23 protein-coding genes are annotated in these 24,023 nt (G+C 43.4%); 14 read left to right on the top strand and 9 right to left on the bottom strand.

The window, feature by feature from the left end; all coding sequences use genetic code 11:
* Nucleotides 1-92: 92 nt before the first annotated feature.
* Nucleotides 93-1,976: a methyl-accepting chemotaxis protein gene (locus G5S32_RS10045; protein WP_165311890.1), complete on the top strand. Its 1,884-nt coding sequence runs from the start codon at nt 93-95 to the stop codon at nt 1,974-1,976.
* A 275-nt stretch (nt 1,977-2,251) separates the two neighbouring features.
* Here the strand turns inward: G5S32_RS10045 and G5S32_RS10040 are convergent, their stop codons facing one another.
* Together G5S32_RS10040 and gap are read right to left on the bottom strand one after the other, a co-directional pair.
* The gene (locus G5S32_RS10040) at nt 2,252-3,136 is read right to left on the bottom strand and encodes a D-hexose-6-phosphate mutarotase (RefSeq protein ID WP_165311889.1); all 885 of its coding nucleotides are present in this window, start codon (nt 3,134-3,136) and stop codon (nt 2,252-2,254) included.
* Between the two features lie 130 nt (nt 3,137-3,266).
* Nucleotides 3,267-4,262: a type I glyceraldehyde-3-phosphate dehydrogenase gene (gap, locus tag G5S32_RS10035; RefSeq protein ID WP_165311888.1), complete on the bottom strand. Its 996-nt coding sequence runs from the start codon at nt 4,260-4,262 to the stop codon at nt 3,267-3,269.
* A gap of 358 nt (nt 4,263-4,620) precedes the next feature.
* Here gap and msrB point away from each other — a divergent pair, with 358 nt between their 5' ends.
* Nucleotides 4,621-5,004: a peptide-methionine (R)-S-oxide reductase MsrB gene (gene msrB, locus G5S32_RS10030; protein WP_165312772.1), complete on the top strand. Its 384-nt coding sequence runs from the start codon at nt 4,621-4,623 to the stop codon at nt 5,002-5,004.
* A 42-nt stretch (nt 5,005-5,046) separates the two neighbouring features.
* On the opposite strand, the gene G5S32_RS10025 is transcribed toward msrB, so the two are convergent.
* Nucleotides 5,047-5,868: a DUF2989 domain-containing protein gene (locus G5S32_RS10025; RefSeq protein WP_165311887.1), complete on the bottom strand. Its 822-nt coding sequence runs from the start codon at nt 5,866-5,868 to the stop codon at nt 5,047-5,049.
* 195 nt (nt 5,869-6,063) lie between these two features.
* Between G5S32_RS10025 and G5S32_RS10020 the strand changes: the two genes are divergently transcribed.
* Nucleotides 6,064-6,348: a YeaC family protein gene (locus G5S32_RS10020; protein ID WP_165311886.1), complete on the top strand. Its 285-nt coding sequence runs from the start codon at nt 6,064-6,066 to the stop codon at nt 6,346-6,348.
* 77 nt (nt 6,349-6,425) lie between these two features.
* Here the strand turns inward: G5S32_RS10020 and ansA are convergent, their stop codons facing one another.
* A complete protein-coding gene (ansA, locus tag G5S32_RS10015; protein WP_165311885.1) occupies nt 6,426-7,439 on the bottom strand; it encodes an asparaginase in 1,014 nt (337 codons plus the stop codon).
* A gap of 120 nt (nt 7,440-7,559) precedes the next feature.
* A complete protein-coding gene (gene sppA / locus G5S32_RS10010; protein ID WP_165311884.1) occupies nt 7,560-9,407 on the bottom strand; it encodes a signal peptide peptidase SppA in 1,848 nt (615 codons plus the stop codon).
* A gap of 207 nt (nt 9,408-9,614) precedes the next feature.
* Here sppA and G5S32_RS10005 point away from each other — a divergent pair, with 207 nt between their 5' ends.
* The gene (locus tag G5S32_RS10005; protein ID WP_165311883.1) at nt 9,615-11,618 is read left to right on the top strand and encodes an NADPH-dependent 2,4-dienoyl-CoA reductase; all 2,004 of its coding nucleotides are present in this window, start codon (nt 9,615-9,617) and stop codon (nt 11,616-11,618) included.
* A 73-nt stretch (nt 11,619-11,691) separates the two neighbouring features.
* On the opposite strand, the gene purU is transcribed toward G5S32_RS10005, so the two are convergent.
* Nucleotides 11,692-12,525: a formyltetrahydrofolate deformylase gene (gene purU, locus G5S32_RS10000; protein ID WP_165311882.1), complete on the bottom strand. Its 834-nt coding sequence runs from the start codon at nt 12,523-12,525 to the stop codon at nt 11,692-11,694.
* Nucleotides 12,526-12,741: 216 nt separating this feature from the next.
* Between purU and G5S32_RS09995 the strand changes: the two genes are divergently transcribed.
* The 8 genes from G5S32_RS09995 (at nt 12,742) to rnd (ending at nt 20,667) form a co-directional block, all read left to right on the top strand.
* Nucleotides 12,742-12,951 carry a hypothetical protein gene (locus G5S32_RS09995; protein WP_165311881.1) on the top strand — a complete coding sequence of 70 codons (210 nt, stop codon included), beginning with the start codon at nt 12,742-12,744 and terminating at the stop codon, nt 12,949-12,951.
* Between the two features lie 181 nt (nt 12,952-13,132).
* Nucleotides 13,133-15,064, top strand: a complete 1,932-nt coding sequence (yoaA, locus tag G5S32_RS09990; protein ID WP_165312771.1) for a DNA repair helicase YoaA — start codon at nt 13,133-13,135, stop codon at nt 15,062-15,064.
* An 8-nt stretch (nt 15,065-15,072) separates the two neighbouring features.
* Complete coding sequence (tsaB, locus tag G5S32_RS09985; RefSeq protein ID WP_165311880.1) at nt 15,073-15,774, top strand: tRNA (adenosine(37)-N6)-threonylcarbamoyltransferase complex dimerization subunit type 1 TsaB; 702 nt, start codon at nt 15,073-15,075, stop codon at nt 15,772-15,774.
* A gap of 102 nt (nt 15,775-15,876) precedes the next feature.
* On the top strand, nt 15,877-16,173 hold the full coding sequence (locus G5S32_RS09980; RefSeq protein WP_165311879.1) for a chromosome partitioning protein ParA: 297 nt from the start codon (nt 15,877-15,879) through the stop codon (nt 16,171-16,173).
* Nucleotides 16,174-16,210: 37 nt separating this feature from the next.
* Nucleotides 16,211-16,774: a Slp family lipoprotein gene (locus tag G5S32_RS09975; RefSeq protein WP_165311878.1), complete on the top strand. Its 564-nt coding sequence runs from the start codon at nt 16,211-16,213 to the stop codon at nt 16,772-16,774.
* The gene (locus tag G5S32_RS09970) at nt 16,771-17,631 is read left to right on the top strand and encodes an alpha/beta fold hydrolase (protein ID WP_165311877.1); all 861 of its coding nucleotides are present in this window, start codon (nt 16,771-16,773) and stop codon (nt 17,629-17,631) included. Before G5S32_RS09975 ends, G5S32_RS09970 begins: the two co-directional genes overlap by 4 nt.
* A gap of 125 nt (nt 17,632-17,756) precedes the next feature.
* A complete protein-coding gene (gene fadD, locus G5S32_RS09965; RefSeq protein WP_165311876.1) occupies nt 17,757-19,445 on the top strand; it encodes a long-chain-fatty-acid--CoA ligase FadD in 1,689 nt (562 codons plus the stop codon).
* Between the two features lie 103 nt (nt 19,446-19,548).
* Nucleotides 19,549-20,667 (top strand): ribonuclease D, encoded by a 1,119-nt coding sequence (gene rnd / locus G5S32_RS09960; RefSeq protein ID WP_165311875.1) that lies wholly within the window; start codon nt 19,549-19,551, stop codon nt 20,665-20,667.
* Nucleotides 20,668-20,755: 88 nt separating this feature from the next.
* Here the strand turns inward: rnd and minE are convergent, their stop codons facing one another.
* From minE to minC, 3 genes are read right to left on the bottom strand one after another with little or no spacing between them, the layout of a single operon-like run.
* Nucleotides 20,756-21,019, bottom strand: coding sequence for a cell division topological specificity factor MinE (gene minE, locus G5S32_RS09955; RefSeq protein ID WP_165311874.1), 264 nt, complete (start codon nt 21,017-21,019; stop codon nt 20,756-20,758).
* A 9-nt stretch (nt 21,020-21,028) separates the two neighbouring features.
* Entirely contained in the window at nt 21,029-21,841 is an 813-nt protein-coding gene (gene minD / locus G5S32_RS09950) for a septum site-determining protein MinD (RefSeq protein WP_165311873.1), read from the bottom strand.
* A 21-nt stretch (nt 21,842-21,862) separates the two neighbouring features.
* Nucleotides 21,863-22,525 (bottom strand): septum site-determining protein MinC, encoded by a 663-nt coding sequence (minC, locus tag G5S32_RS09945; RefSeq protein WP_165311872.1) that lies wholly within the window; start codon nt 22,523-22,525, stop codon nt 21,863-21,865.
* Between the two features lie 191 nt (nt 22,526-22,716).
* On the opposite strand from minC, the gene G5S32_RS09940 reads away from it, so the two are divergent.
* Nucleotides 22,717-22,995 carry a YcgL domain-containing protein gene (locus G5S32_RS09940; RefSeq protein ID WP_165311871.1) on the top strand — a complete coding sequence of 93 codons (279 nt, stop codon included), beginning with the start codon at nt 22,717-22,719 and terminating at the stop codon, nt 22,993-22,995.
* Between the two features lie 24 nt (nt 22,996-23,019).
* The gene (locus G5S32_RS09935; protein WP_165311870.1) at nt 23,020-23,991 is read left to right on the top strand and encodes a lytic murein transglycosylase; all 972 of its coding nucleotides are present in this window, start codon (nt 23,020-23,022) and stop codon (nt 23,989-23,991) included.
* Nucleotides 23,992-24,023 lie beyond the last annotated feature (32 nt).

Genomic DNA, 24,023 nt, shown 5'->3' with positions numbered 1-24,023 from the left:
TATTGTAGGAATAATTACTTTTTAGTGTACGGGGTGTGGGTATGAGGTTAGTATCTCTCGCGTAAAACAATAATATTGAGAGCAGTTGAACAATGTCATTTTCGCTTAAGCAAAAGTTAATTGGGGCTAGCCTTACCGCAGTTGTTGTTATGGCTGGTGTATTAACATGGTTGTCTATCGACCGTATCTACGATCAAACACAAAAAGCTATGTCAGAGCGTGTTGAAACTTTGACTACAGCTACCGCTAAGGGCATCTCTGATTGGGTTGCCGACAGAAAATCTATAGCGTCAGCATTTAAAGACTATGCGAATGCTTCAGATCCAATTCCATTTTTGCAGCAAGGTCGAACCTCAGGTGGCTTCGATGAGCTTTATTATGGTACGACCGAAGGGGTAATGAATCGTTCTTATCCGGAACGAAACAAAGCGGGTTATGACCCACGCAAACGCCCTTGGTACATTGATGCATCGGCAGCTGGAAAAATGATTGTAACAACGGCTTATCAAGACGCTGTAACCAATGCTCTGCTTATTACTATTGCTGAACCTGTGAAAGTTAATGGACGCTTTTCAGGTGTTGTCGGCGCAGATGTATTGATTGAGCAACTCGTTTCGGAAGTACTTTCATCAGATGCTGGTGATAACGCAAGAACCATGCTTATCGATACTCAAGACGGTAACTGGTTGGCGCATCCTGACAAGAAGCTAACTCTAAAGCCTGTTTCGTCAGTCTCTAACGCATTCACTATTGAAGCAATTACCAAAGCTGCCAAAGATAAAACTTTTATTCCTGTCGAACTGGATGGAGCAGCAAAATGGTATTACTTTAAAGCCGTTCCAGGGACACAATGGATTTTTGCAGTAGAGCTAGATAAGAAGACCGAGCTTGCTTCAACTGACTCTCTGCTGTGGGGGCTAATTTCTACAGCGTTCGTAATCACCTTGCTAGTGTTGATAGCTGTTTCATGGCTAGTTAACTTCCTAATTAGAGACCTTTCTCGAGTGAATAAAGCTTTGGAAGAAATAGCTTCAGGTGACGCGGATCTGACTCAACGTCTGGCTATTCATTCAGATGATGAAGTGGGACTACTTGCGAAAAACTTCAACCAATTCGTTGGCAATATGCAACAAATGGTAGCAAATTTGGGCAATGTGTCTGCTGAGTTGTTAGAGCAATCAGCGCATGCAGCAAAGCAATCTGATCAAAATAATGTGCGTATTCAACAGCAACAAGACGAAATCAATATGGTCGCTACAGCCATTAATGAAATGTCTGCAGCCACACATGAAATCGCCGGTAATGCTGAGCAAACAGCGAGCAATTCAAATGATGCGGTTATCGCTTGTGACGCCGGTGCTCGTCAGGTTTCTCAAACGCAGGTTTCGATTGAAAACCTTGCAACTGAAGTTGAAGTAGCAACGGGCGTTATTGCAGAGCTAGAAGGTCACAGCAATCAAATCAGTAATATCTTATCGACAATTCAAGGTATCGCAGAGCAGACGAACCTTCTCGCACTGAACGCTGCTATTGAAGCGGCTCGAGCTGGTGAACAAGGTCGAGGTTTTGCTGTGGTAGCTGATGAAGTTCGAGTGTTGAGCCAACGTACGCATGCTTCAACCAAAGAAATTCAGCAAATGATCGATACCCTGCAAAGTACAACGGGTAAAGCGGTGTCAATCATGAATGACAGCCGTGCACTCGCTGCAACCAGTGTGACTGATGCTATCAATGCTTCTCAATCACTCGAACAGATTAGAGGCGTAGTGTCAGCTATCAGTGATATGGCAACTCATATTGCGACAGCGGCTGAAGAACAAGCGTCAGTAACGTCTGAAATTACCCGTAATACACAAGGAATTCGCGATGTGTCGAACGAGTTCTCAATTGAGGCGCAAGATGCCGCAGAGCAAGCTGCAAGATTGTCTTCGCTTTCTCATGAGCTAGAATCTGAGATTCGTCGTTTTAAAGTTTAATACCATCCTAGATAAAAATATGATCAGATTGAGCATCGGCGAGCAGCGAATGGGCGTCAAACGCAAACGCGCATTCATTCGTCCCTGAAGCTCCGCCGAGCCATTCATGGCTCGGAGGGTTTGCTTATCGACGCCCATTCACTGATCAGGAAATTTTCCAGAATGGTATAAGACCTTGTAGGCGAGTAAATAAAAGCCCCGATAACCTAGTTTCTTGTAAAACTCTGTTTATCGGGGCTTTTCTATTTATACTCACTTAAATCACTAGAGCGAAGTTAGTCCGCAGAAATGGTTGTCGTCAGTAAGTGTTGCTCACCAGGTTGTAGTGTTTGACCTGCTGAAATGCATGGAGAATGGATGGTTGACTCAACACAGAACATGGTTTTGTAACCATCATCTGGCATATCGGCCATCGCTTTAGAACCTTGTGACCAAGGGTTCCAAAGTACGGCTGAATTATGACCACTGTTTTCAACGTATAGCGCTCGTTTTAGCACAGGATCGGACACCTTAATAATTTGCTCTGGCATGGTATAGATTCTGTCAATAGTGTCTGTTAGTACCAGCGATGTATCACCTTGGCAGATCTTTGACTCTTGCAATTTATCGATGTACTCAGTACCCATACCCGATGTGGAAATTTGAGTCACATCGCCAACATTCAGATAGGTGTGAAGCGCACTCGAGAACGTCCACGCTTTTTCATCAGTGTTGTTAACTTCCAAAGTGACTTTCAATTCATCACCTATTTCCACGAACAAGCGGGTCTTAAATTTATAAGGCCAAATTGCTAATGTCTCGGCGGTTTCCTCTAGCTCCAGTACGATAACAACGCCATGTTCATTTTCTCTGTGTTCTGCAAGTTTCCATTCACAGATACGAGCAAAACCGTGTCCAGGCTCAGCAATTTTGCCAAACCAAGGCCAACAAACAGGGATACCACCACGAAGTGCTGCTTTGCCATCAAAAGGTGTGTTGCTGCTCATCCAAATTAGGTCTTCTTTACCCGCAGGGATAAAGGAAAGGACATGAGCGCCATGTAAAGCGATGCCGGCTATAGCTTTGTCGTGGATAACGCGAACAATTTTTACGTTGTCTTTTTCAACGATGGTCACGTTGTCGGAAAGGTAGGTCAGTGTTGGGAGAGATTTTAAATCCATAAATATCATTCCTCGTTCAGCTTCTGTTTGACTTATTGTTATTTAAAAATCAAAGCGGTAGAAACTAAAAAAGGCGACACATCGGCCGCCTTTTCATCATTCTCAACGAATTTCTTCGCTAATGCTTACATTACTTAGAGATGTGAGCGATTAGGTCTAGAACTTTGTTTGAGTAACCGATTTCGTTGTCGTACCAAGATACAACTTTAACGAATTTGTCAGTTAGAGCGATACCAGCTTTAGCATCGAATACTGAAGTACATTTTTCGCCGATGAAGTCTTGAGATACTACTGCATCTTCAGTGTAGCCTAGAACACCAGCCATTTCGCCTTCAGAAGCTTCTTTCATTGCTTTACAGATTTCTTCGTAAGAAGCAGCGTTTTTCAGGTTAACAGTCAAGTCAACAACAGAAACGTTAGCAGTTGGTACGCGGAAAGCCATACCAGTTAGAAGACCTTTAACTGCTGGAAGTACAACGCCTACTGCTTTAGCAGCACCAGTTGAAGATGGGATGATGTTTTGAGAAGCACCACGACCACCGCGCCAGTCTTTAGCAGAAGGACCGTCTACAGTTTTTTGAGTTGCTGTAGTAGCGTGAACTGTAGTCATAAGACCAGATTCGATACCGAACTTGTCGTTAAGAACTTTAGCGATAGGCGCTAGACAGTTAGTAGTACAAGAAGCGTTAGACACGATGTCTTGACCAGCGTAAGAGTCGAAGTTTACGCCGTTAACGAACATTGGAGTTGCGTCTTTAGAAGGACCAGTCATAACAACTTTTTTCGCACCAGCAGTGATGTGCTTACGTGCAGTTGCGTCATCTAGGAATAGACCAGTTGCTTCAGCAACAACGTCAACACCGATTGCATCCCATTTTAGATCTTCTGGGTTACGCTCTGCAGTAACACGTACAGTCTTACCGTTTACGATTAGGTTACCACCTTCAACTTCAACAGTACCGTTGAAACGGCCGTGAGTTGAGTCGTACTTAAGCATGTAAGCCATGTAATCTACGTCGATAAGGTCGTTGATACCAACAACTTCGATGTCATTGCGTTCTTGTGCTGCACGGAATACGAAACGGCCAATACGGCCAAAACCGTTAATACCTACTTTGATAGTCATTATAGTTGCTCCACAACTTAATTTCTGTTTAAAGATAACTGGTAGTAAAATTACAAAATCCAGTAAACATCTGCAACAGATAATCCGACTTAACTTGTTTAAAGTCAAAAAAAACTGTCGCTTTTTTTCACAATCACTTACAAGTGATTAGTTTTTAAACGTGCTACTGCTTTTCATTGCTACCAATTGACGTAAAATAATCAATCTATGAGGTTATAAATGCTCAAATAACCCTGCTTGCTATGGTGAAAAAGTATGTGCTACAAATTCATATGTACGCAAGTTTTTAGAGAAAAAAGTCAAAAAATAATTATTAGAAAAGTGGAGTAAGTAAAGCGTGGTTGAAAAAGCCCAAAAGATGGAGAAGCCTGACGAATACTGGAAAGACCAGTTATCGGAAGAGGAATATTACGTATGTCGTCAGAGAGGAACTGAAGCTCCTTTCACAGGTAAATTGCTGCATAACAAATTGACAGGTGCCTACCATTGTACTTGTTGTAATGCACCTTTGTTCAGTTCTGAAAACAAGTATGACTCAGGCTGTGGTTGGCCAAGTTTTGACGCGCCAATTAATGACCAAGCTATCCGTTATTTGGAAGATCTGAGTCACGGAATGATTCGTACGGAGATTCGTTGTTCTGCTTGTGACAGCCATTTAGGTCACGTATTTCCAGATGGTCCACAGACCACAGGCGAACGTTTTTGTGTTAACTCGGTGTCGTTAATTTTCAACAAAAAGTAAAAAAGTTGGTGATAGATCACCAACTTTTGTTTGATAGCTACATTATTTCAAAGAGTTAGGGACGATATTCTTTTTGTATTGTCCCTGTTTGATCGATTTAACGACTGTTTCTGCAATTTCATCCAGTTTATCGAACTTCTCTTCATCGAAACCATAAAGTAAAACGAGTTCAGATTCGCTAGCGACAGGTACTTTGTACTCTTTACCCACCATGGCCCAGATATAGGCATGTTCTTTATCCCCGGCTGAGTGATAATTACTGGCAAGTGATTTGAATATTTCAATGTTGATCTTGTCCGGCTTACTCAGTTCCAGCGCACGATTAAGTAACGTAATGGTTTTTTCGCGATCCCGAGTGGTATAAAACGTCGCTAATGCGTACTGTAATTCCGCAGTTTCGAGTTCAGGCTTACCTTCCAACTGTAAAAACTCACGGCGAGCTTTATGGTCACCTTCTTGGCTCCATAAAAAGTATAATGACTCAGGTGTGCGTTCTTTACGTAATTCGGTTGTTAAACGTTTTAGGTCCTCTCCTGCATTGACCAGCGCATTCACTCGTTTTTGCTTGAGTTCCGCTTGATCAATGGTCTGAATTTGAGAGGCGAGTTCTAAACATTTTCGGTAGGTACTGGTTAGGTTGTACTCTTCAATTTTGTTGACTGGCGTCGGGTTTTTAAGTACTTCAAATCGATGCCAGATCAGATCCGTTCTCGGAATACGGCATTGCCCATCATCGACGTTGAGTCTTTGACATTGCAAAGCAGGGTTATCTTTACAAAGTTGGTCTGTATTCTTTTTACTTTCCAAGCATCCAGACAATGCGAAAGGCAATGATAAAACAATAATAGCTTTAGTTATGTTCATATATATTGGCCTGTAGACCTTACGAATAGAAAATCTTTTGTCGTACCGATTAAGGCTAAAATAATGCAGAGTCTATGCCACATTATGTTAGAAAAATGTTTAGCTTGTGATCGAATACACTTATTTATTTAGCTTGTCTTGACTCAATGTGCCAGCAAGTTATGTTGGCGCAAACCGTTAAATTAGGAATGCACCGTGGACGCAAATCAACTTGTTGCTGCAATTACACCTGAAGCCTATGAGCGTTTATTGTTTGCTGTTGAAACAGGTAAGTGGCCTGAAGGTACTTTACTTTCTCAAGAGCAGCGAGACTCTTGTATGCAAGCTGTGATGTTGTACCAATCAAAACATAATAATAACGCTGACCATATGAGTATTGGTGTTGGTGGTGAAATGGTTTTTAAATCTAAAGCAGAATTAAAAAAACGTTTCCAAGACAATCAAGAAGATATCGTACGTATTAATCCTAATCACGAGTAGTGATTAAGGCGGAAAAAGAAAACCCCGCATGCGAATACGGGGCTTTCTTACTCAATAAACGGCAATCAGTCTTAAGACTATAGTGACATTTCACCACGTAAAACTTGCTGCATTTTTTGTTTTACTTCCTCGTAAGAAAGATTTTGGCTCAATAGATAGTGCAGCTTTGCTAAAGCCGCTTCTGGGGTCATATCATAACCACTAATCACTCCCGCATCTGCAAGCGCACAACCTGTAGCGTAGCCCCCCATATTCACTTTACCAGCCAAACATTGGGTTAAGTTCACCACAATCACGCCGCGTTCAGAAGCGTCCTTCAACTGTGCAAGTAATTCTGGATTTTGTGGTGCATTGCCAACCCCAAAAGTAAGCAGAATCATTGCATTGACTGGTTGTAATAACGTATTGCGAATAACTTCGTGTGAGATACCCGGATACATAGTGATTACGCCGATAGGCTGTGGAGTAATATGGTGCACACGGAACTTGCCTTCAGGCTCTTTGCCAATTTGTACACCATTGCTTACGTGGATATTGATACCAGCTTCAAGCAGCGGTGGAATATTTGGCGAAGTAAAGGCGTTAAAACCATCCGCGTGAGATTTAGTACTGCGGTTGCCACGCATCAAATGATTGTTGAAGAACAAACTAACTTCATTAATCGGGTAGTTTGCCGCTATGTGCAGTGCGTTAAGTAAGTTAGCCTGACCGTCAGAACGTAGTTCAGCAAGAGGAATTTGTGAACCTGTTACAATCACAGGTTTACCTAAGTTTTCCAACATGAATGAAAGGGCTGAGGCGGTATAAGCCATGGTATCAGTACCATGAAGAATTACGAAACCATCGTATTTTTCGTAGTTGTCGTTGATGTCATCAGCGATTTTTTGCCAGTCTTCCGGTGTCATATCTGAAGAGTCAATCAATGGTTCGTATTCGTGAACCGTAAACTCAGGCATTTCGTCACGATGAAACTCAGGCATGTTTGCCAGTTGCTTTTCCATGAACCCTGCCACAGGAACATATCCGTGTGACGATTTCTTCATGCCGATAGTGCCGCCAGTGTAGGCGATATAGATATGTTTTCTTGCCATGATTACAACTACTAAAGGTCGTGATAAATAGTGTGGCGATTATAACGAAAACGATTGTAATAAAAAGAGGCGCTCTGTTATTAGCGCCCCTTAAACGGAAATTTATTTGACAGTAACTGGCTACTGAACTTGGCAAGTCAGGCAGAAAGCGTATTGCCCTTTAGGATCGTTGAAGCTACTTAACAGATTTGCATCGTTAATCAGTTGGTTTGCTGCTGGCTGTAGAGCCATTGGAACCATACTTGAAACATCCAAACCTAAGCTTACTTTAATTTGACCAAAGATGTCTTGTAGGAACTGTTGTGCTGGGCTCAATGGCTTGGCTACCCAAAATAGGTTGTAATCATCCAACTTAGCCAGCTCTGCAGCGAGATTAACAGCATCGTCAAAGTCTCCCAGTTTGTCGACTAAGCCAAGTTTTTGTGCATCTTGAGCTGTCCAAACGCGGCCTTGTGCTACTTGATCGACGTCTTCTAGAGACATGCCACGATTTTCACTTACTAGTGAGATAAAACGGTGATATCCATGTTCAATGCCCATTTGTAGCACTTTTTGTGCACCTTCGTTCAAGCCTGTTGTAATGCCAATTCCAGAGAATGGAGTAGTGCCAACACCATCGGTATAAATACCTAATTTGTTGAGTCCTTTCTCTAGGGTGGTAATCACGCTGAATATACCAATTGAACCCGTTAAGGTTGTTGGTTGAGCAACAATTTTATCGGCGCTCATTGAGATCCAGTAACCACCAGAAGCCGCTAGACTTGACATCGAAACGACAACGGGTTTACCGGCTGCTTTAAGTGCGTCAATTTCATTGCGAATCACTTCGGAAGCAAATGCACTACCTCCCGGGCTATCCACTCGCAAAACAACGGCTTTTACGTTCTTGTCATTTCTAGCTTGACGAAGAAGAGCCGCAGTACTGTCACCTCCAATGCTGCCACGTGGTTGAGCTCCATCCATAATCGTGCCGCTTGCGATAACAATCGCGATATCATCGCTGGAAGAACTGACTTTTGGTGTCACTGTTGGAGCATAGTTGTAGTAACTAACAGCGTTGTAGCTATCTTTGCCATCACTACCGAATGTTTTTGCTAATTCAAGACGAATTTGTTGACGCGTTGCCAACTCATCGACTAAACCAACTTTAAGTGATAGCTTCGCCAGATCTCCAGATGACTGTTCAAGAAGAGTAAGAAACTCATCCATATTCGGTGTTAAGGTTTCAGCTGTAATACCTCTATTGGTTGCCACATCATCGATATAAGCTCCCCATAATTGTGTTAACCAACGTGAAGCAGATTCACGCGCTGCATCTGACATATCGTCGCGGATGAATGGCTCAATAGCTGATTTGTAAGTACCTACGCGGAATACATGCGTATTCACGTCAAGCTTCTCTAGCAGGGTTTTATAGTACATGTTGTAAGCGCTGTAGCCATGTAATAACACTGCGCCGTCTGGGGCCATGAATACCTTGTCTGCATAACTGGCTAGATAATATTGACTTTGATTGTACATATCGCTCAGGGCAAAAACTGGTTTGCCAGAAGCTTTGAATTCATTAATCGCTTTTGCGATATAGCGTAACTTAGTTAGGTTTGTTTCTGGCATATCACGCAGTGCCAAGACTAAGCCAGTGATTTGGTCGTCATCTTTTGCGTAACGAAGCGTATCCACAATATCAAACAGCACGTTCTCTTTTGGTAATTCTTTACCTAATACCGAACCCGTTACCGAATCCATCGGGCTCAAATAACTGCTTTGTTCAACAATCGGACCTGAGAGGTTCAATACCAAAGCAGACTTTTTCTCCACTGCGGGAGCCGGGGTTTCATAAGCGTATAGGAAATAAACGAGCGCGATGCTGAGTAGGAAAATTAGGTTGGTAAGAGCGATACGAATGAAAGTGATTAGTTTCCAAATCCCTTTAAAAAGCAGCCCAATAAATCGGAATATTGTTTTCATTGTGTCTCCAGAAAAACCGTCGAAACGCTTGTTAATATCTCAATTTCATTAGCTTGAAATATCAATTTAGTTGCATCGTACGTGATCTAGTATATGCAAACAACCGCAAGATTGATCGGTGTTACAAAAATGTAAACACTTGTTTGATTTTTGTGTTGGTGAGGCATAGTGTGATTGGAAAACAATAACGATAAAGGTTAACTCTCCATGTACCCACATCTGCTACAGCCATTGGATCTAGGATTCACCCAGTTGAAAAACCGAGTGTTGATGGGGTCAATGCACACTGGATTAGAAGACGAGAAAGAAGGTTTACACAAGCTTGCCGCATTTTATGAAGAACGAGCAAAGGGCGGCGTAGGTCTTATTGTTACTGGTGGATATTCTCCGAACCTGCGTGGACGCTTACATCCATTCGGTGCTGAGTTCAGCAGTGTGAAGCACGCTAAAGAGCATAAGATTGTCACCGAAGCGGTACATCGTCACGGCGGTAAAATAGCGCTACAACTTCTCCATGCTGGTCGTTATGCGATGCATCCTTTCTCTCAGAGTGCCTCTGCTATCAAATCGCCCATCAGCAAATTTGTTCCTAGCGAAATGACACCGCGTCAAATTCGTAAAACCATCCAAGCTTTCGCTAATAGCGCTGAGCTGGCTCAGCTTGCTGGTTATGATGGTGTAGAAGTGATGGGTTCAGAAGGCTATTTACTCAACCAGTTCATCTGTAAACGTACCAATATGCGTTATGACGATTGGGGTGGTAGTTATCTTAATCGAATTCGATTCCCTCTTGAGGTTGTAAGAGCGATTCGCGAAGCCGTAGGGGCCGAGTTCATCATTATCTTCCGCCTTTCCATGCTTGATTTGGTTGAACAGGGCAGCACATTTGAAGAAGTGCTAATGCTGGCGAAAGAGCTGGAAAAAGCAGGTGCAACTATTATTAATACGGGTATCGGTTGGCATGAGGCGCGAATCCCAACCATAGTCACGCAAGTTCCGCGTGCCGCATTTAGCTGGGTGACTGAAAAGATTAAGCCACATTTGTCTATCCCAGTGATTACTTGTAACCGTATCAACACGCCGGATGAAGCTGAGAGCATTATTGCATCTGGTAAAGCGGATATGGTTTCAATGGCTCGTCCATTTTTGGCTGATCCTGAGTTTGTAAGCAAAGCCCAACAAGGCAGAGCGGCGTTTATCAATACTTGCATTGGTTGTAACCAAGCTTGCTTAGACAACGTATTTAATGGCAAACGCGCTTCTTGCATGGTAAACCCTCGCGCTTGCTACGAAACAGAGCTAATTGTTCGACCAGCCACTACTAAGAAAAAGGTTGCCGTTATTGGTGCTGGTCCTGCGGGACTGTCTTGTGCAACGACATTAGCCGAACGTGGTCATGAAGTTGATCTGTTCGAGCGTTATGACCGTATTGGTGGTCAGTTCCGCTTAGCGATGCAGATTCCTGGTAAAGAAGAATTCCGTGAAACCATTCGTTATTTTGCTAACCGTATCGATGAGACTGGTGTACATCTGCATTTGGGCGCGGAAGTGAATTTTGACATGTTGTCAGAGTATGACGAAGTCGTGATGGCATCAGGCGTTGAGCCTCGTAAAGTCGATATCGCAGGATTAGAAAATAGCGAAAAAGTGGTGGATTATCAGACGCTCATTCGCGAAAAGACACCCGTAGGCCAAAAGGTTGCTATCGTTGGCGCAGGCGGTATCGGTGTGGATGTGGCAAGCATGATCACAGAGCCTGAAGATAATGACTTAGATAACTGGCTGCACGAGTGGGGAATTGATAAAGAGATTGCCTACCCTGGTGGCTTATATCCATACCCAGATTCGCGTAGTGAAAAAGACGTGTGGTTATTGCAGCGTCGCAAAGGCAACGTAGGTAAAGGCCCAGGCAAAACCACGGGTTGGGTTCATAAGCGAACGTTGGAAAAGCGTGGTGTATATATGTTGGGTGGCGTTCATTATGAAAGTATTGATAGCGAAGGTTTTCACATCAATATCGATGGCGAATCAAAGCTGTTAGACGTTGATAAAGTGATTATCTGTGCTGGGCAGGTGTCTGTACGTCCTTTTGAAGATAAGTGGGCAGAATTGTCTGGTAAGCTTCATGTCATTGGTGGAGCAGAACATGCAGGTGAATTAGATGCGGTACGAGCGATTCGCCAGGGCGTGACACTGGCGGCATCTCTATAGTGAGGTTATTCATCCGGTTGTTTACTTAAAATAAAATGGCGCTGAATCAGCGCCATTTTTTGTTCTCTCAGACTTAAAGAATAACGGTCTTATTACCGTATACGAACACGTGGTCATTGATCACTTTGTTCAGAGCCTTACTTAGCACATTCTTTTCTACATCACGTCCGGCTTGAGCCATATCTTGCGCGCTGAAGGTATGGTCAACTGGGATAACATCCTGTTTGATGATTGGACCTTCGTCCAAATCGTTAGTCACAAAGTGGGCGGTTGCACCGATGATCTTTACACCACGGTCGTAAGCTTGCTGATAAGGTTTCGCACCAATAAAAGCAGGCAAGAAGCTGTGGTGAATGTTGATAATTTTATGGTGAAATTTCTCAACGAAGCCCGGAGTTAGAACACGCATGTATTTAGCAAGAACGATGAAGTCTGGTTGATATTGCTCGATCACAGCCAAAAGCTCTTTTTCGTGCTCTTGACGTTCTAGACCTTCGTGAGAAACACAGTGATACGGAATATCGAATCTTTCAGTTAGGGTTTGCAGTTTGTCGTAGTTACCCACTACCGCTGCAATATCAACATCTAAGCTGCCATCGTAGTTTTTCATCAGAATATCACCTAAGCAATGGGCTTCTTTGGTGACAAGAATCACAATACGCTTACGTGATGAACCGACTAATTTACGCTTCGCTCCCGTAGGTAACGCTTGGTCTAAATCTGCCAACAGAGTGTGGTCATTAAAGTAACCTTCAAGCTCTGTACGCATAAAAAAGTGACCACTGGTGTTATCAACAAACTCATTGTTATGAATGATATTTAACTGATGCTTGTAACAGATGTTGGTGATTTTCGAGATAAGTCCTGGTGCATCACTACAATGCGTTAGGAGAGTTTTTCTTTCCATTAAATACGACTTCCGGGCGTGCAAATTTTTAATTCTTAGTAGATGTAGATTGGCCTGAACGGTAAGGCAAACCTCAATATGGCTTCTATAATTAATCTATTCTCCAATTGGTTTCAACAAATAAAAAACCTGAACTCAGGATAACTAGGCTCTAATAAACCTCGGCTAGATAAAGCGTCTCCTCTGTTGGTACTTGTTTTTGTGAAGGTGGTGTGTATGGACAAAGAATTACTTGCACGTAAATTGTATGTTGAACGTGTTATGTCACTAATGGGTGAGCACACAATTGATGATGATATTTTAGAGTTTATGTGGGAGAGCAAAGCATCACCGGAGGAGGCCGCAAAAGCCATGATGCCTCCAGTTCAACTCACTTCGTTAGAAGTGGGGTCTAAGTGGGTCAATCGTTATTTGAACAGGAAATAGACTCGCTAATAGTTTTGTTCGTCAGGTGCGAACTCGCTTCGTGCCTGACTCAATCTGTTTTATGTTCACTGTCTTCTTAAAACAGAACGTTCTTGAATCATATTGTTCATATTTCACTACATTCGCTCCTGACTCAAAAACCTGCCATAATCGCGCCAAAGTTATTATTTCTTCGATGTGGATGATCCCAAAAACCTTCTCTCAACAAGGCGCTTTAGGTAAAGCCATTCCGGGCTTTCAGCCTCGACAAGCTCAAATTGATATGGCCCAAGCAGTTGCTAAAGCGATTGCTGGAGAATCACAATTGGTTGTTGAAGCCGGAACAGGAACAGGCAAAACCTTTGCGTATCTCGTTCCGGCACTTTTGAGCGGAAAGAAAACCATCATCAGTACGGGTTCTAAAAACCTGCAAGAGCAACTGTTTCACCGCGATCTTCCTTTAATGGTTGATGCTCTAGGTTTCCGCGGCAACGTGGCACTACTCAAAGGCCGTGCTAACTACTTGTGTCTAGACAGACTAAGTAGACAGATGGTCGAAAGCCACACTAATGACGCAGCAGACCCGCAACTGCTCACTCAGCTTGTAAAAGTCAGGGCATGGTCGTCGGAGACCAAAAGCGGTGACTTAGGCGAGTGTGATGCGTTGCCTGAAGATAGCATGGTTATCCCAATGATTACGTCTACTAATGACAACTGTCTGGGTAAAGAGTGTCCGAGTTATACCGAGTGCTTTGTAAACAAAGCAAGACGCAAAGCAATGGATGCGGATATCGTAGTCGTCAATCACCATCTATTCTTGGCCGATTTAGCGATTAAAGAGACAGGGTTTGGTGAGCTGATCCCAGAAGCTGAAGTGTTTATCTTTGATGAAGCTCATCAGCTGCCGGACATTGCCAGCCAATATTTCGGTCAGTCAGTGTCCAGTAGGCAGATCCAAGATCTGGCTAAAGACATTGAAATTGCTTATCGCACTGAAGCGAAAGATATGCGCCAGCTGCAAAAAGTGGGTGATAAGTTAGTACAGTCTTCCGCTGATTTACGCATTGTGCTTGGCGATTCTGGTCACAGAGGCAACTGGCGAGAAGCGATGGCATCACCTTCTATCGCCCGTGAAATCGAGCGCGTTAAAGAGAGCCTCAACTTCGCGATAGAAGTACTCAAAATAGCGTTAGGTCGTAGCCAGTTGTTGGATGCGGCATTTGAACGAGCCAACCTGATTAAAGGTCGCATCGAAAGGGTATGTGATGTCTCTATTACTGGTTACTCGTATTGGTTTGATACTACGCAACGCCATTTCAGCTTGCATATCACGCCGTTATCGGTCGCGGATAAGTTTCATGAACAAATTGAGATGAAGCAGGGTGCTTGGATATTTACCTCTGCGACACTGGCAGTGAATGACGATTTTGGTCATTTCACACATCGTTTAGGTTTACAGCCTAGTGAGCAGTTTTCATTACCAAGTCCTTTTGACTATCAAAACCAAGCGAAACTGTGCGTTCCAAGATATTTGCCTGAGCCAAACAGCCCTGGTCTTGCGGATAAGTTGGTGCGGATGTTGGCGCCTGTCATTGAACAAAACCAAGGTCGTTGTTTCTTCTTGTGCACATCGCACAGCATGATGCGTGAACTTGGCGAAAAATTTAGAGAGATATTAACTCTACCTGTGTTGCTGCAAGGGGAAACCAGCAAGCAAAAAACATTGGCAGAGTTTATGGAGTTAGGCAATGCGTTGCTGGTGGCGACAGGAGCTTTCTGGGAAGGGATTGATGTTAGAGGTGACACATTAAGCTGTGTTATCATCGACAAACTTCCGTTTACCGCTCCAGATGATCCGCTATTAAAAGCGCGTATTGAAGATTGCCGTTTGCGAGGCGGAGACCCGTTTGCTCAAGTACAGCTGCCAGAAGCGGTTATAACTTTGAAGCAGGGTGTTGGACGACTTATTCGAGACAAGAAAGACAAAGGTGCATTGATCATCTGTGACAACCGATTAGTGACCCGTGACTACGGCGGAATTTTCCTCGCCAGTTTGCCTCCCATTCCTCGTACGCGAGATTTGGATGCAGTAAAAGGCTTTCTTGCACAATTATCAGAAACAGAAATAAATTAGAGATATCCATGAGCGCAAAAATTCTTGCCTTAGACACAGCAACCGAGCAGTGTTCAGTAGCACTAATGGTTGGTGAAAAAGTTTACTTCCGTAGTGAGTTTGCTCCTCGCGACCATACAAAGAAAATTCTGCCTATGGTGGATGAGGTTTTAAAAGAAGCAGGCTTAACGCTTAGCGACTTAGATGCTTTAGCATTTGGACGCGGTCCCGGCAGCTTTACTGGTGTTCGAATTGGTATCGGAATTGCACAAGGTTTAGCATTCGGTGCAGATTTACCTATGATCGGTGTTTCGACTTTAGCGGCAATGGCCCAAGGTGCCTACCGTCTACACGGTACTACTCATGTAGCGAGTGCCATTGATGCTCGAATGAGCGAAGTGTATTGGGGACGTTTTGAGCGTCAAGAAGATGGCAGTTGGAATGAAGTCGATGCAGAATGTGTTATTCCACCTGCTGTTTTAGTCGAAGAAGTTCAAAAAGATGACAACACTTGGGCAAAAGTAGGAACGGGTTGGCAAGCGTATGCTGAAGATTTGGCGAATTTGTCACTGACTTTAACGGACACAGATATGCTTTATCCGGACTCGCAGGATATAGTCTACCTTGCTCAGTTTGAATGGGCAAAAGGCAATACAACGCCTGTTGAAGAATCAAGCCCTGTGTATTTGCGCGATACCGTGGCATGGAAAAAGCTTCCGGGTCGTGAATAAAGGATAATTTTGAGAAAAAGGGTTGTTTGAAAATCCACTCGCAATGAAAAGTAAATTGACAGGGTAAGGACTCTCTCCTTACCCGTTTACAGTAGGAACTTTATGGTTTCAATTAATGGTTTGCCCGGCAATGTTTCTAATACCAATCGAACATCTAAGGCAAAGAAAAACAACGGAGTTAAAAAAGGTCATGAGGTTGCGACCAGAGCTACGAAAGTGGCTGAAGCAGTCTCATACTCTATTCGACCTGTTGATGAATCTGAAATCCATCGAGCTCAAGTTGAGTATGATTTGCCTGAAGGTCGCTCCAGAAAAGCAATGGAAGCCTATATGGATGTGATGAATCGTGCTAAAAGAGAGGAACTAGCCCAATTGTTAGGGGTCGATATTTATATTTGAACCATTTGCACCTTTAAGCCTAGCCTGAGAGCCCATCATGAAACCAATCACTCTACGTCACTTATTTGCCTTTATGGCTGTCATCTTTCTTTCTGCCTGTACCTCATTACCCACAGAGCTGAGTGCTTCGTCGGAAGAAACTGTCATTTCTGATTACAAAACATGGCTTGCCCCAAGCACAGCGCAAGGCAGTGAAGTGAGATTGGGGGGAGTCATTGCCAGTATTACCAACTTAAAAGATAAAACCCGTATTGAATTGGTCAACGTGCCGATTGATAGTGTGGGTCGACCAAGTGTAAAAGTTGAGCCACAAGGCCGTTTTGTCGGGTATGTGAATGAGTTCTTGGATCCAGTGACGTTCTCTGAAGGTCGATTAGTAACGCTGTTAGGAAATACCGCTGAGCCAGAAACAGGTAAAGTCGGTGATTTTGAGCATCAGTATCCAGTAATGACCGTAAAAGGCTATCACCTGTGGCGGGTTGAAGAGCGGATCATAATGCAAGACAGCGGACCTTACCTAAATCACCACTGCCTAAGTTATTTTTGCCGAGATAGAGATGACATGTACCGCGAAGGTAGAGTAATACAAGAAGTCAAATGATGTTCAAACAGACTCAATACCCAATTCATAGCGGTAGCGTAGCCGCCGTTGAATTTGGAGATTCAAAAGCGGCCGATATATCGGTCGTTTTTATTCATGGCTGGCTAGATAACGCAGCGAGTTTTCACTCCGTTATGCGACAACTCTCAAAGCTTGCGCCGCAGTTACACCTTTGCGCAATCGATTTACCTGGGCATGGGTTGTCGGAGCATAAAAATGGCAGCAATTTTTACCCTTTTCATGACTATATCGATGATTTTTGTCAGCTGATGCTTAATTTTTCAGCAAACAAACGGGTGATTGTAGGTCATTCTCTTGGTGCTTTGGTTGCAAGTTGCTATAGTGCCGCCTTTCCTGAAAATGTGGCCGGATTAATTCAAATTGAAGGTTATGCACCTTTGGCTGAACCTGTCACAGAAAGTGTTGCAAGAATACGTCAGGGTGTGATGAGTCGGCAGCGTTTACGTAAAAAGCCGGAGCGTGGATATGACGATGTTTCGCAAGCGATAGAACGTAGGTCAATGATCAATCATCTTGCACCTGAATTGATATCCCCTGTTGTAGAACGCGGTATCAAGCGAGTGGGTGACAAGTGGTATTGGCGCCATGATGTGAAGTTAAAAAGTGAATCTTTATATCGGATGTCACCACAACATGCCGCAGAGATTATGAATGCGATTCGATGCCCCCATTGGTTAATTTTGGGTGATCAGGGTTATCAGAGTTTAAAAGGACATCGCAGCATATCAGAGCAAAGTTGCTTAGAAACGTTCACTGTTTCTGGTGGTCATCATTGCCATTTAGAACAACCTGAGCAGGTTGCTGAACTAATTTTTGGCGTAGTTAACAAAATTTAAACAAGTGTTTGAGCCTTTTCGTGCTCAAGCATCGCGGCTGTGCTGTAATAAGCGCCATAAAAATAATGGCGCGCCAATTAAGGTTTTGGACCATCAATTGCCAGCCAATAACGAGGAGTATTACCGTGGATAAACCTTGGCTTTCGCGTTACCCAAGTAACGTACCTGAAACCATAAATCCAGATCAATATCCATCATTGGTGGAAATGTTCGAACAATCTGTCAATCGATTCGCTGATCAGCCTGCTTTCATCAATATGGGCACGGTGATGACTTATCGTAAATTGGAAGAACGTAGCCGAGCATTTGCTGCATATCTACAAAACGATTTGAAACTGAAGAAAGGCGACCGCGTGGCGTTAATGATGCCAAACCTTTTGCAATATCCGGTCGCGTTGTTTGGTGTTTTGCGTGCAGGTCTTATCGCGGTCAACGTAAACCCTCTTTATACGCCTCGAGAGCTAGAACATCAGTTAAACGATGCAGATGCGAGAGCGATTGTTATTGTGTCTAATTTTGCCAGTACGCTAGAAAAAATCGTTGCGAATACACAGGTGAAACACGTTGTTTTGACCAGTCTCGGTCAGATGCTGCCTCGTGCAAAAGGTACCGTGGTTGATTTCGTTGTGAAATACGTAAAAGGAATGGTACCGAAGTATCATCTTCCGGGTGCGATTTCTATGCGTAAAGCGCTGCGTAAAGGTCGCCGTCAACAATACGTGAAACCTTTCATGGCAGGTGATGATATTGCATTCCTTCAGTACACAGGTGGTACTACGGGTGTGGCTAAAGGTGCGGTACTTACACACAGAAACATGATTGCCAACGTATTGCAGGCAAAAGGCGCTTACGGTGCCGTTTTGCGTGAAGGCCGTGAGCTAGTGGTAACAGCATTGCCGCTTTATCATGTATTCGCATTAACTGTGAACTGTTTGCTGTTTATTGAAATGGGTGGCAACAACCTTCTTATTACTAACCCGAGAGATATTCCTGGGTTTGTGAAAGAGCTACAAAGAACCCCAGCGACAGCGATTACCGGTGTAAATACTCTGTTCAATGCATTGGTAAACAATGAAGATTTCCATGAGCTGGATTTCACCAATCTAAAGCTTTCTGTTGGCGGTGGCATGGCTGTGCAGCGTGCTGTGGCAGAAAAATGGCAAAAGATCACGGGTATCCATTTGCTTGAAGGTTACGGCCTAACTGAGTGTGCTCCGTTAGTTACGGGCAACCCATACGATCTTTCTGAATACACTGGGGCTATTGGTTTACCTGTGCCTTCAACGGAAGTTCGTATCATCGATGATGAAGGCAAAGTGCTTCCGAATGACCAAGTGGGTGAGTTGCAAGTTCGTGGTCCACAGGTCATGCAAGGTTACTGGCAGCGTCCTGAAGCGACGAAAGAAGTGTTGGATGAAGATGGCTGGCTATCAACAGGTGATATCGTAAAATTTGACGAGAATTACTTGCTGCATATTGTTGACCGTAAGAAAGACATGATTCTGGTATCCGGTTTTAACGTTTATCCGAATGAAATCGAAGATGTAGTTGCGCTGCATGGTAAAGTGCTTGAAGTCGCTGCGATTGGTCAATCACATGAAATCTCTGGCGAAGTGGTTAAAATTTTTGTGGTTAAGCGTGACCCGAGCCTAACTAAAGAAGATGTGATTGAGCACTGTCGTGAATATTTAACGGGCTATAAAGTTCCTAAGCTTGTTGAGTTCAGAGATGAACTACCAAAAACGAACGTTGGTAAGATCCTTCGCCGCGTATTGCGAGAAGAGAACGAAGCTACATTAGCTAAAAGTGCGTAAAACGACATTTATTGATGTTACAATGCCGACCTAAACCGTCGGCATTTTTGTTCCCGTGGAGATCATGCTGATGCCGAATAGGGAAACTCATAGTGAGCCATTTGTGAATTATCAAATTATTACCCAGTTTAACGAGTTAGAACGTGTGTGCTTATTAGCGCGAGACGCAGATGTCGTTATGCTCGATACCGAATTTGTCCGTACGCGTACTTATTTTCCGCAGTTAGGTCTTATCCAGTTGTTTGACGGTGAGAATCTCTCTCTGATTGACCCTCTCAGCTTGGATGATATGTCGCCGTTTACGCAGTTACTTCAAGATACTTCTGTATTAAAAGTACTACATGCTTGCGGTGAAGATTTGGAAGTGTTCCAGAATGCCTTTGGTTGCGTTCCATTCCCTATGGTAGACACCCAAGTGATGGCTGCTTTTCTTGGCTACGGTCTTTCAACAGGCTTTGCTTCTTTGGTGAAGGATTTATTGGGTGTTGAGTTAGATAAAAGTGAATCTCGTACTGACTGGCTTGCGCGTCCTTTATCACAAAAGCAACTTGATTATGCCGCAGCCGATGTCTTCTATTTACAGCCTATGTATGAACAACTGCTAGAAAAAGTGACTCAAGTCGATTGGTGGTATGCGGCGCAGCAAGAGTCGGAATTGTTAGTTGAAAAGCGCATCAAATCAGTCAACCCTGATAACGTCTATTTGGATATTAAGGGTGCTTGGCAACTAAGACCAAAAGAGTTAGCAATCTTAAAACCTTTGGCAACATGGCGTTATCATGAAGCGGTGAAACGCGATTTAGCATTGAACTTTGTGGTACGTGAAAACGAACTGCTGACCATTGCTCGTTTGGCTCTGCGTAGTTCAAAACGCATGATTGAAGAAGGGGTAGACCCACATGCCGTTCGTCGCCACAGTACTAAGCTGATTCAAATCGTAAAAGACGCGATGCAAACACCCGAAGATCAGTACCCTGAGAAAATCGTACCTTTGATGGATTATCCGGGTTACAAGCAGTTGTTTAAGAAGCTAAAAGACGAAGTGAAAGCTGTATCTCAAACAACAGGGTTAGCGACTGAATTTTTAGCGTCCAAAAAACAGCTCAATCAACTATTAAGTTGGGTTTGGAATGACCAGCGAGATCCAGAACATTTGCCTGACGTGATGAGTGGGTGGCGTTTACCTATTCTTGGTGAACGTTTAGAAAAGCTGGTGGATTAAACACAAAGTTTTTCTGCATTAAAAATAAACAGCCGACATTGAAGAGTCGGCTGATTTGTTAATGAGGGTTACTTTGTCAGTAACTCCATTATCTTTCTTCGTCAGGGAGTTTGACGTTCAACTCCAATACTGAGATATCATCATCTTTATGTTCGAAAGAGAGCTCAACCATTGACGGGTCAATGTTCACATATTTTGCAATTACCTTGAGAATATCGTCTTTGAGTTGCGGTAAATAGGTTGGCGCTGGGTCGTTTTGGCTACGACGCTCTGCAACAATAATCTGTAAACGTTCTTTCGCTAAACTTGCTGATGTTTTTTTCTGTGGTTTGAAAAATTCTAGTAAAGACATAGCCGCTATTTAGCCCCCAAAAAGTCGTTTAAAGATGCCTTTCTTCGGCTCGGTTAGAAATCGGAACTCAACTTCCTCACCAAGCAGACGTGCTACTGTGTCATCGTATGCCTGACCAGCATCCGATTGCTCGTCAAAAATCACAGGTACACCTTTATTTGAGGCATTTAATACTGCCTGGCTCTCAGGAATGACACCTAATAGTGGAACATGAAGGATCTCTTCAACGTCTTGAACACTGAGCATCTCACCTAGGTTCACGCGTGCTGGGTTGTAACGCGTTAAAAGCAGGTGTTGTTTGATCGGTTCTAAGTTTTGTTCTGCACGTAGTGATTTAGAATCAAGAATGCCGAGAATTCGGTCTGAGTCACGAACCGAAGACACTTCTGGGTTGGTGGTCACGATCGCTTCATCCGCATAGTAAAGTGCCATTAAAGCACCTTGTTCGATACCCGCTGGAGAATCACAGATGATGAATTCAAAGTTCATTGCTTTTAACTCATCAAATACACGCTGCACTCCGTCTTTAGTTAGCGCATCTTTGTCACGAGTTTGTGACGCTGGGAGAATGAAGAGATTTTCGTTGCGTTTATCTTTAATAAGCGCTTGGTTTAGTGTAGCTTCCCCGTTGATAACGTTGACGAAATCATAAACAACTCGGCGCTCACAGCCCATAATTAAATCAAGATTACGTAGACCGATATCGAAATCGATAACTGCCGTTTTCTTACCTTTTAAGGCTAGGCCTGACGCAATCGCTGCGCTTGATGTAGTTTTTCCCACACCGCCTTTACCCGACGTTACGACAATAATGCGTGCCATTTTTATTATTTCCTTTAAAACTTAAATTGCGAGAGATTCAAACAGGAGTGAGTCATCATGCATACTCAGCATGACTTTCTGCTGCCAAAACTCACTTTCAATCTGATCGCTAAGCCAATAATTTCCAGCGATGGAAACTAGCTCGGCTTGTAAATCGTGACAAATAATACGCGCTTCTTTTTGACCGTTCGCGCCCGCAATCGCTCGTCCACGCAGTGTTCCGTGAATATGGATTGAACCATCGGCAATCACTTCCGCGCCAGCACTGACATGATTAAGGATTACTAAGTCACCATCTTTTGCATATACCTGTTGACCAGAACGGACAGGCGTGCGCACAACCTTGGTCGGAGCTATTTGAGCAGGCACATTAGTTGGATTATTACTGGCCGTCATTACAGCAAAACCTGCTTCAGAAGCCAGTGTTTGACTGCGCCTATTTTTGCAACCAGAAACGCCTACAGGGACAAAATTCGCGTCGCTAAGACCATTTTTCAGTTGCACAAAATCGATGTCTCCTTCGACTTTTGCAATATTGATGACAATAGGAGCATTAGCAAAAAATGCAGGTGCTTGGCCGATTTTTTGTTTGAGAAAATCTATAGTGTTTGAGATGTGATTGTCAGAAAGGTGTAAAACTGACAAAGTGAAACTACTACCTTTTAGGTCAGGTGTATTAGACATTGAAGCATTGACCTCATAAACTCTTGGCTAGACGTTGCCTGAGACTAGGGGTGTCATGTTATATTCAGTGCCCAAGCTCAGCAAGTTATCTTGCGGTTAATTAAGTGAATTGGTCGTATTTTTGTATAATCTTGACCATTCCTAGACAAAACTCGTCATTAGTACGTGTTATTTACAATAAAAGGCTCATCATGCTTTGTTCTATCTACAAAAGTCCTAAGAAAGAAGGCACCTATCTCTATATTCCTAAAAGAGATGATTTCTCACAGATTCCAGAAGCGCTAATACAGACTTTTGGTAAACCGATATTTGTTATGTTGGTGAATTTGGAATCTCGCCAGTTAGCTCAGGTAAATGTGGAAAAAGTCAAAGCATCGCTGGATGAACAAGGTTTCTTCTTGCAATTACCGCCACCACCAGTGAATCTATTAGAACAACATAAAGAACGAAAAGCTCAGAACAATTCCTGAGTGTGAATACTCAAGGAGGCTAGGTTGAGAAAATTATTATCAGTGGTTTTGGGGTTAAGTCTCTCTTCGCCTGTGCTGGCGAACGAAGTTAGCTTTGAACAGTATGTTGAGGGACTTAAGCAACAAGCTCGTGAAGAAGGCATTTCAGAACAGGTTCTCCGTTCTGCTTTTACTAACGTAGAGTATAAGCCTCGAGCAGTCGTGGCTGACCGAAATCAGCCAGAGAAAAAGAAAACACTAGACGAATACATTCCAAGTGCTGTGCCGGAGTGGAAAGTAAAGCAAGCGCAAGCTTTGTATGAAAAACATTATCAAGAGTTGAGCCGTATTGGAGAACAATATGGCGTACAACCTCGTTTCATTGTTGCTTTGTGGGGTGTGGAAAGTAATTTCGGTGCCAACATGGGACGCTTTAGTGTCATTGATGCGCTTTCAACGATGGCTTACGAAGGTCGACGCGAAGAATTCTTTCGTAAAGAGACTATGGCGGCTCTGCAAATCCTAGAACAGGGACACATTACGCCGGAAGAGATGAAAGGTTCTTGGGCGGGCGCGATGGGGCAGTGTCAGTTTATGCCAAGTTCATTCTTAGCCTTTGCTGCAGATGGCAATCGTGACGGAAAAAAAGACATCTGGGGAAGTAAATCGGATGTGTTTGCTTCAACTGCAAATTATTTAAGCCAATCAGGTTGGGATGATAAATATACCTGGGGTCGTCAAGTCAAGGTACCTCATGGACTTGATAAGAATCTCGAAGGTCGTCAGCCAGAAAAAGGCAAATACTTGGGTGAGTGGAGTAAACTTGGTATTACTCGTTACGACGGTAAACCACTTCCAGCGTTGAGCGATGACATCAAAGCGTGGCTGATTATGCCCGATGATGAAGATGGCCGTACGTATCTGGTTTACAACAACTATAACGTGCTGATGAAATGGAATCGCTCTTATTACTTTGCTTTGGCGGTAAGCCATTTGGCAGATAGAATCGTTTATTAGTCTCTCAAGACATTGAAGAAATAAAAAAGGGC

Origin of the sequence: Vibrio ziniensis, from assembly GCF_011064285.1 — a bacterium.
Lineage (GTDB): Bacteria > Pseudomonadota > Gammaproteobacteria > Enterobacterales > Vibrionaceae > Vibrio > Vibrio ziniensis.
Note: the sequence above shows the minus strand (reverse complement) of the source record. Positions and strands in the feature narration are given on the sequence as shown.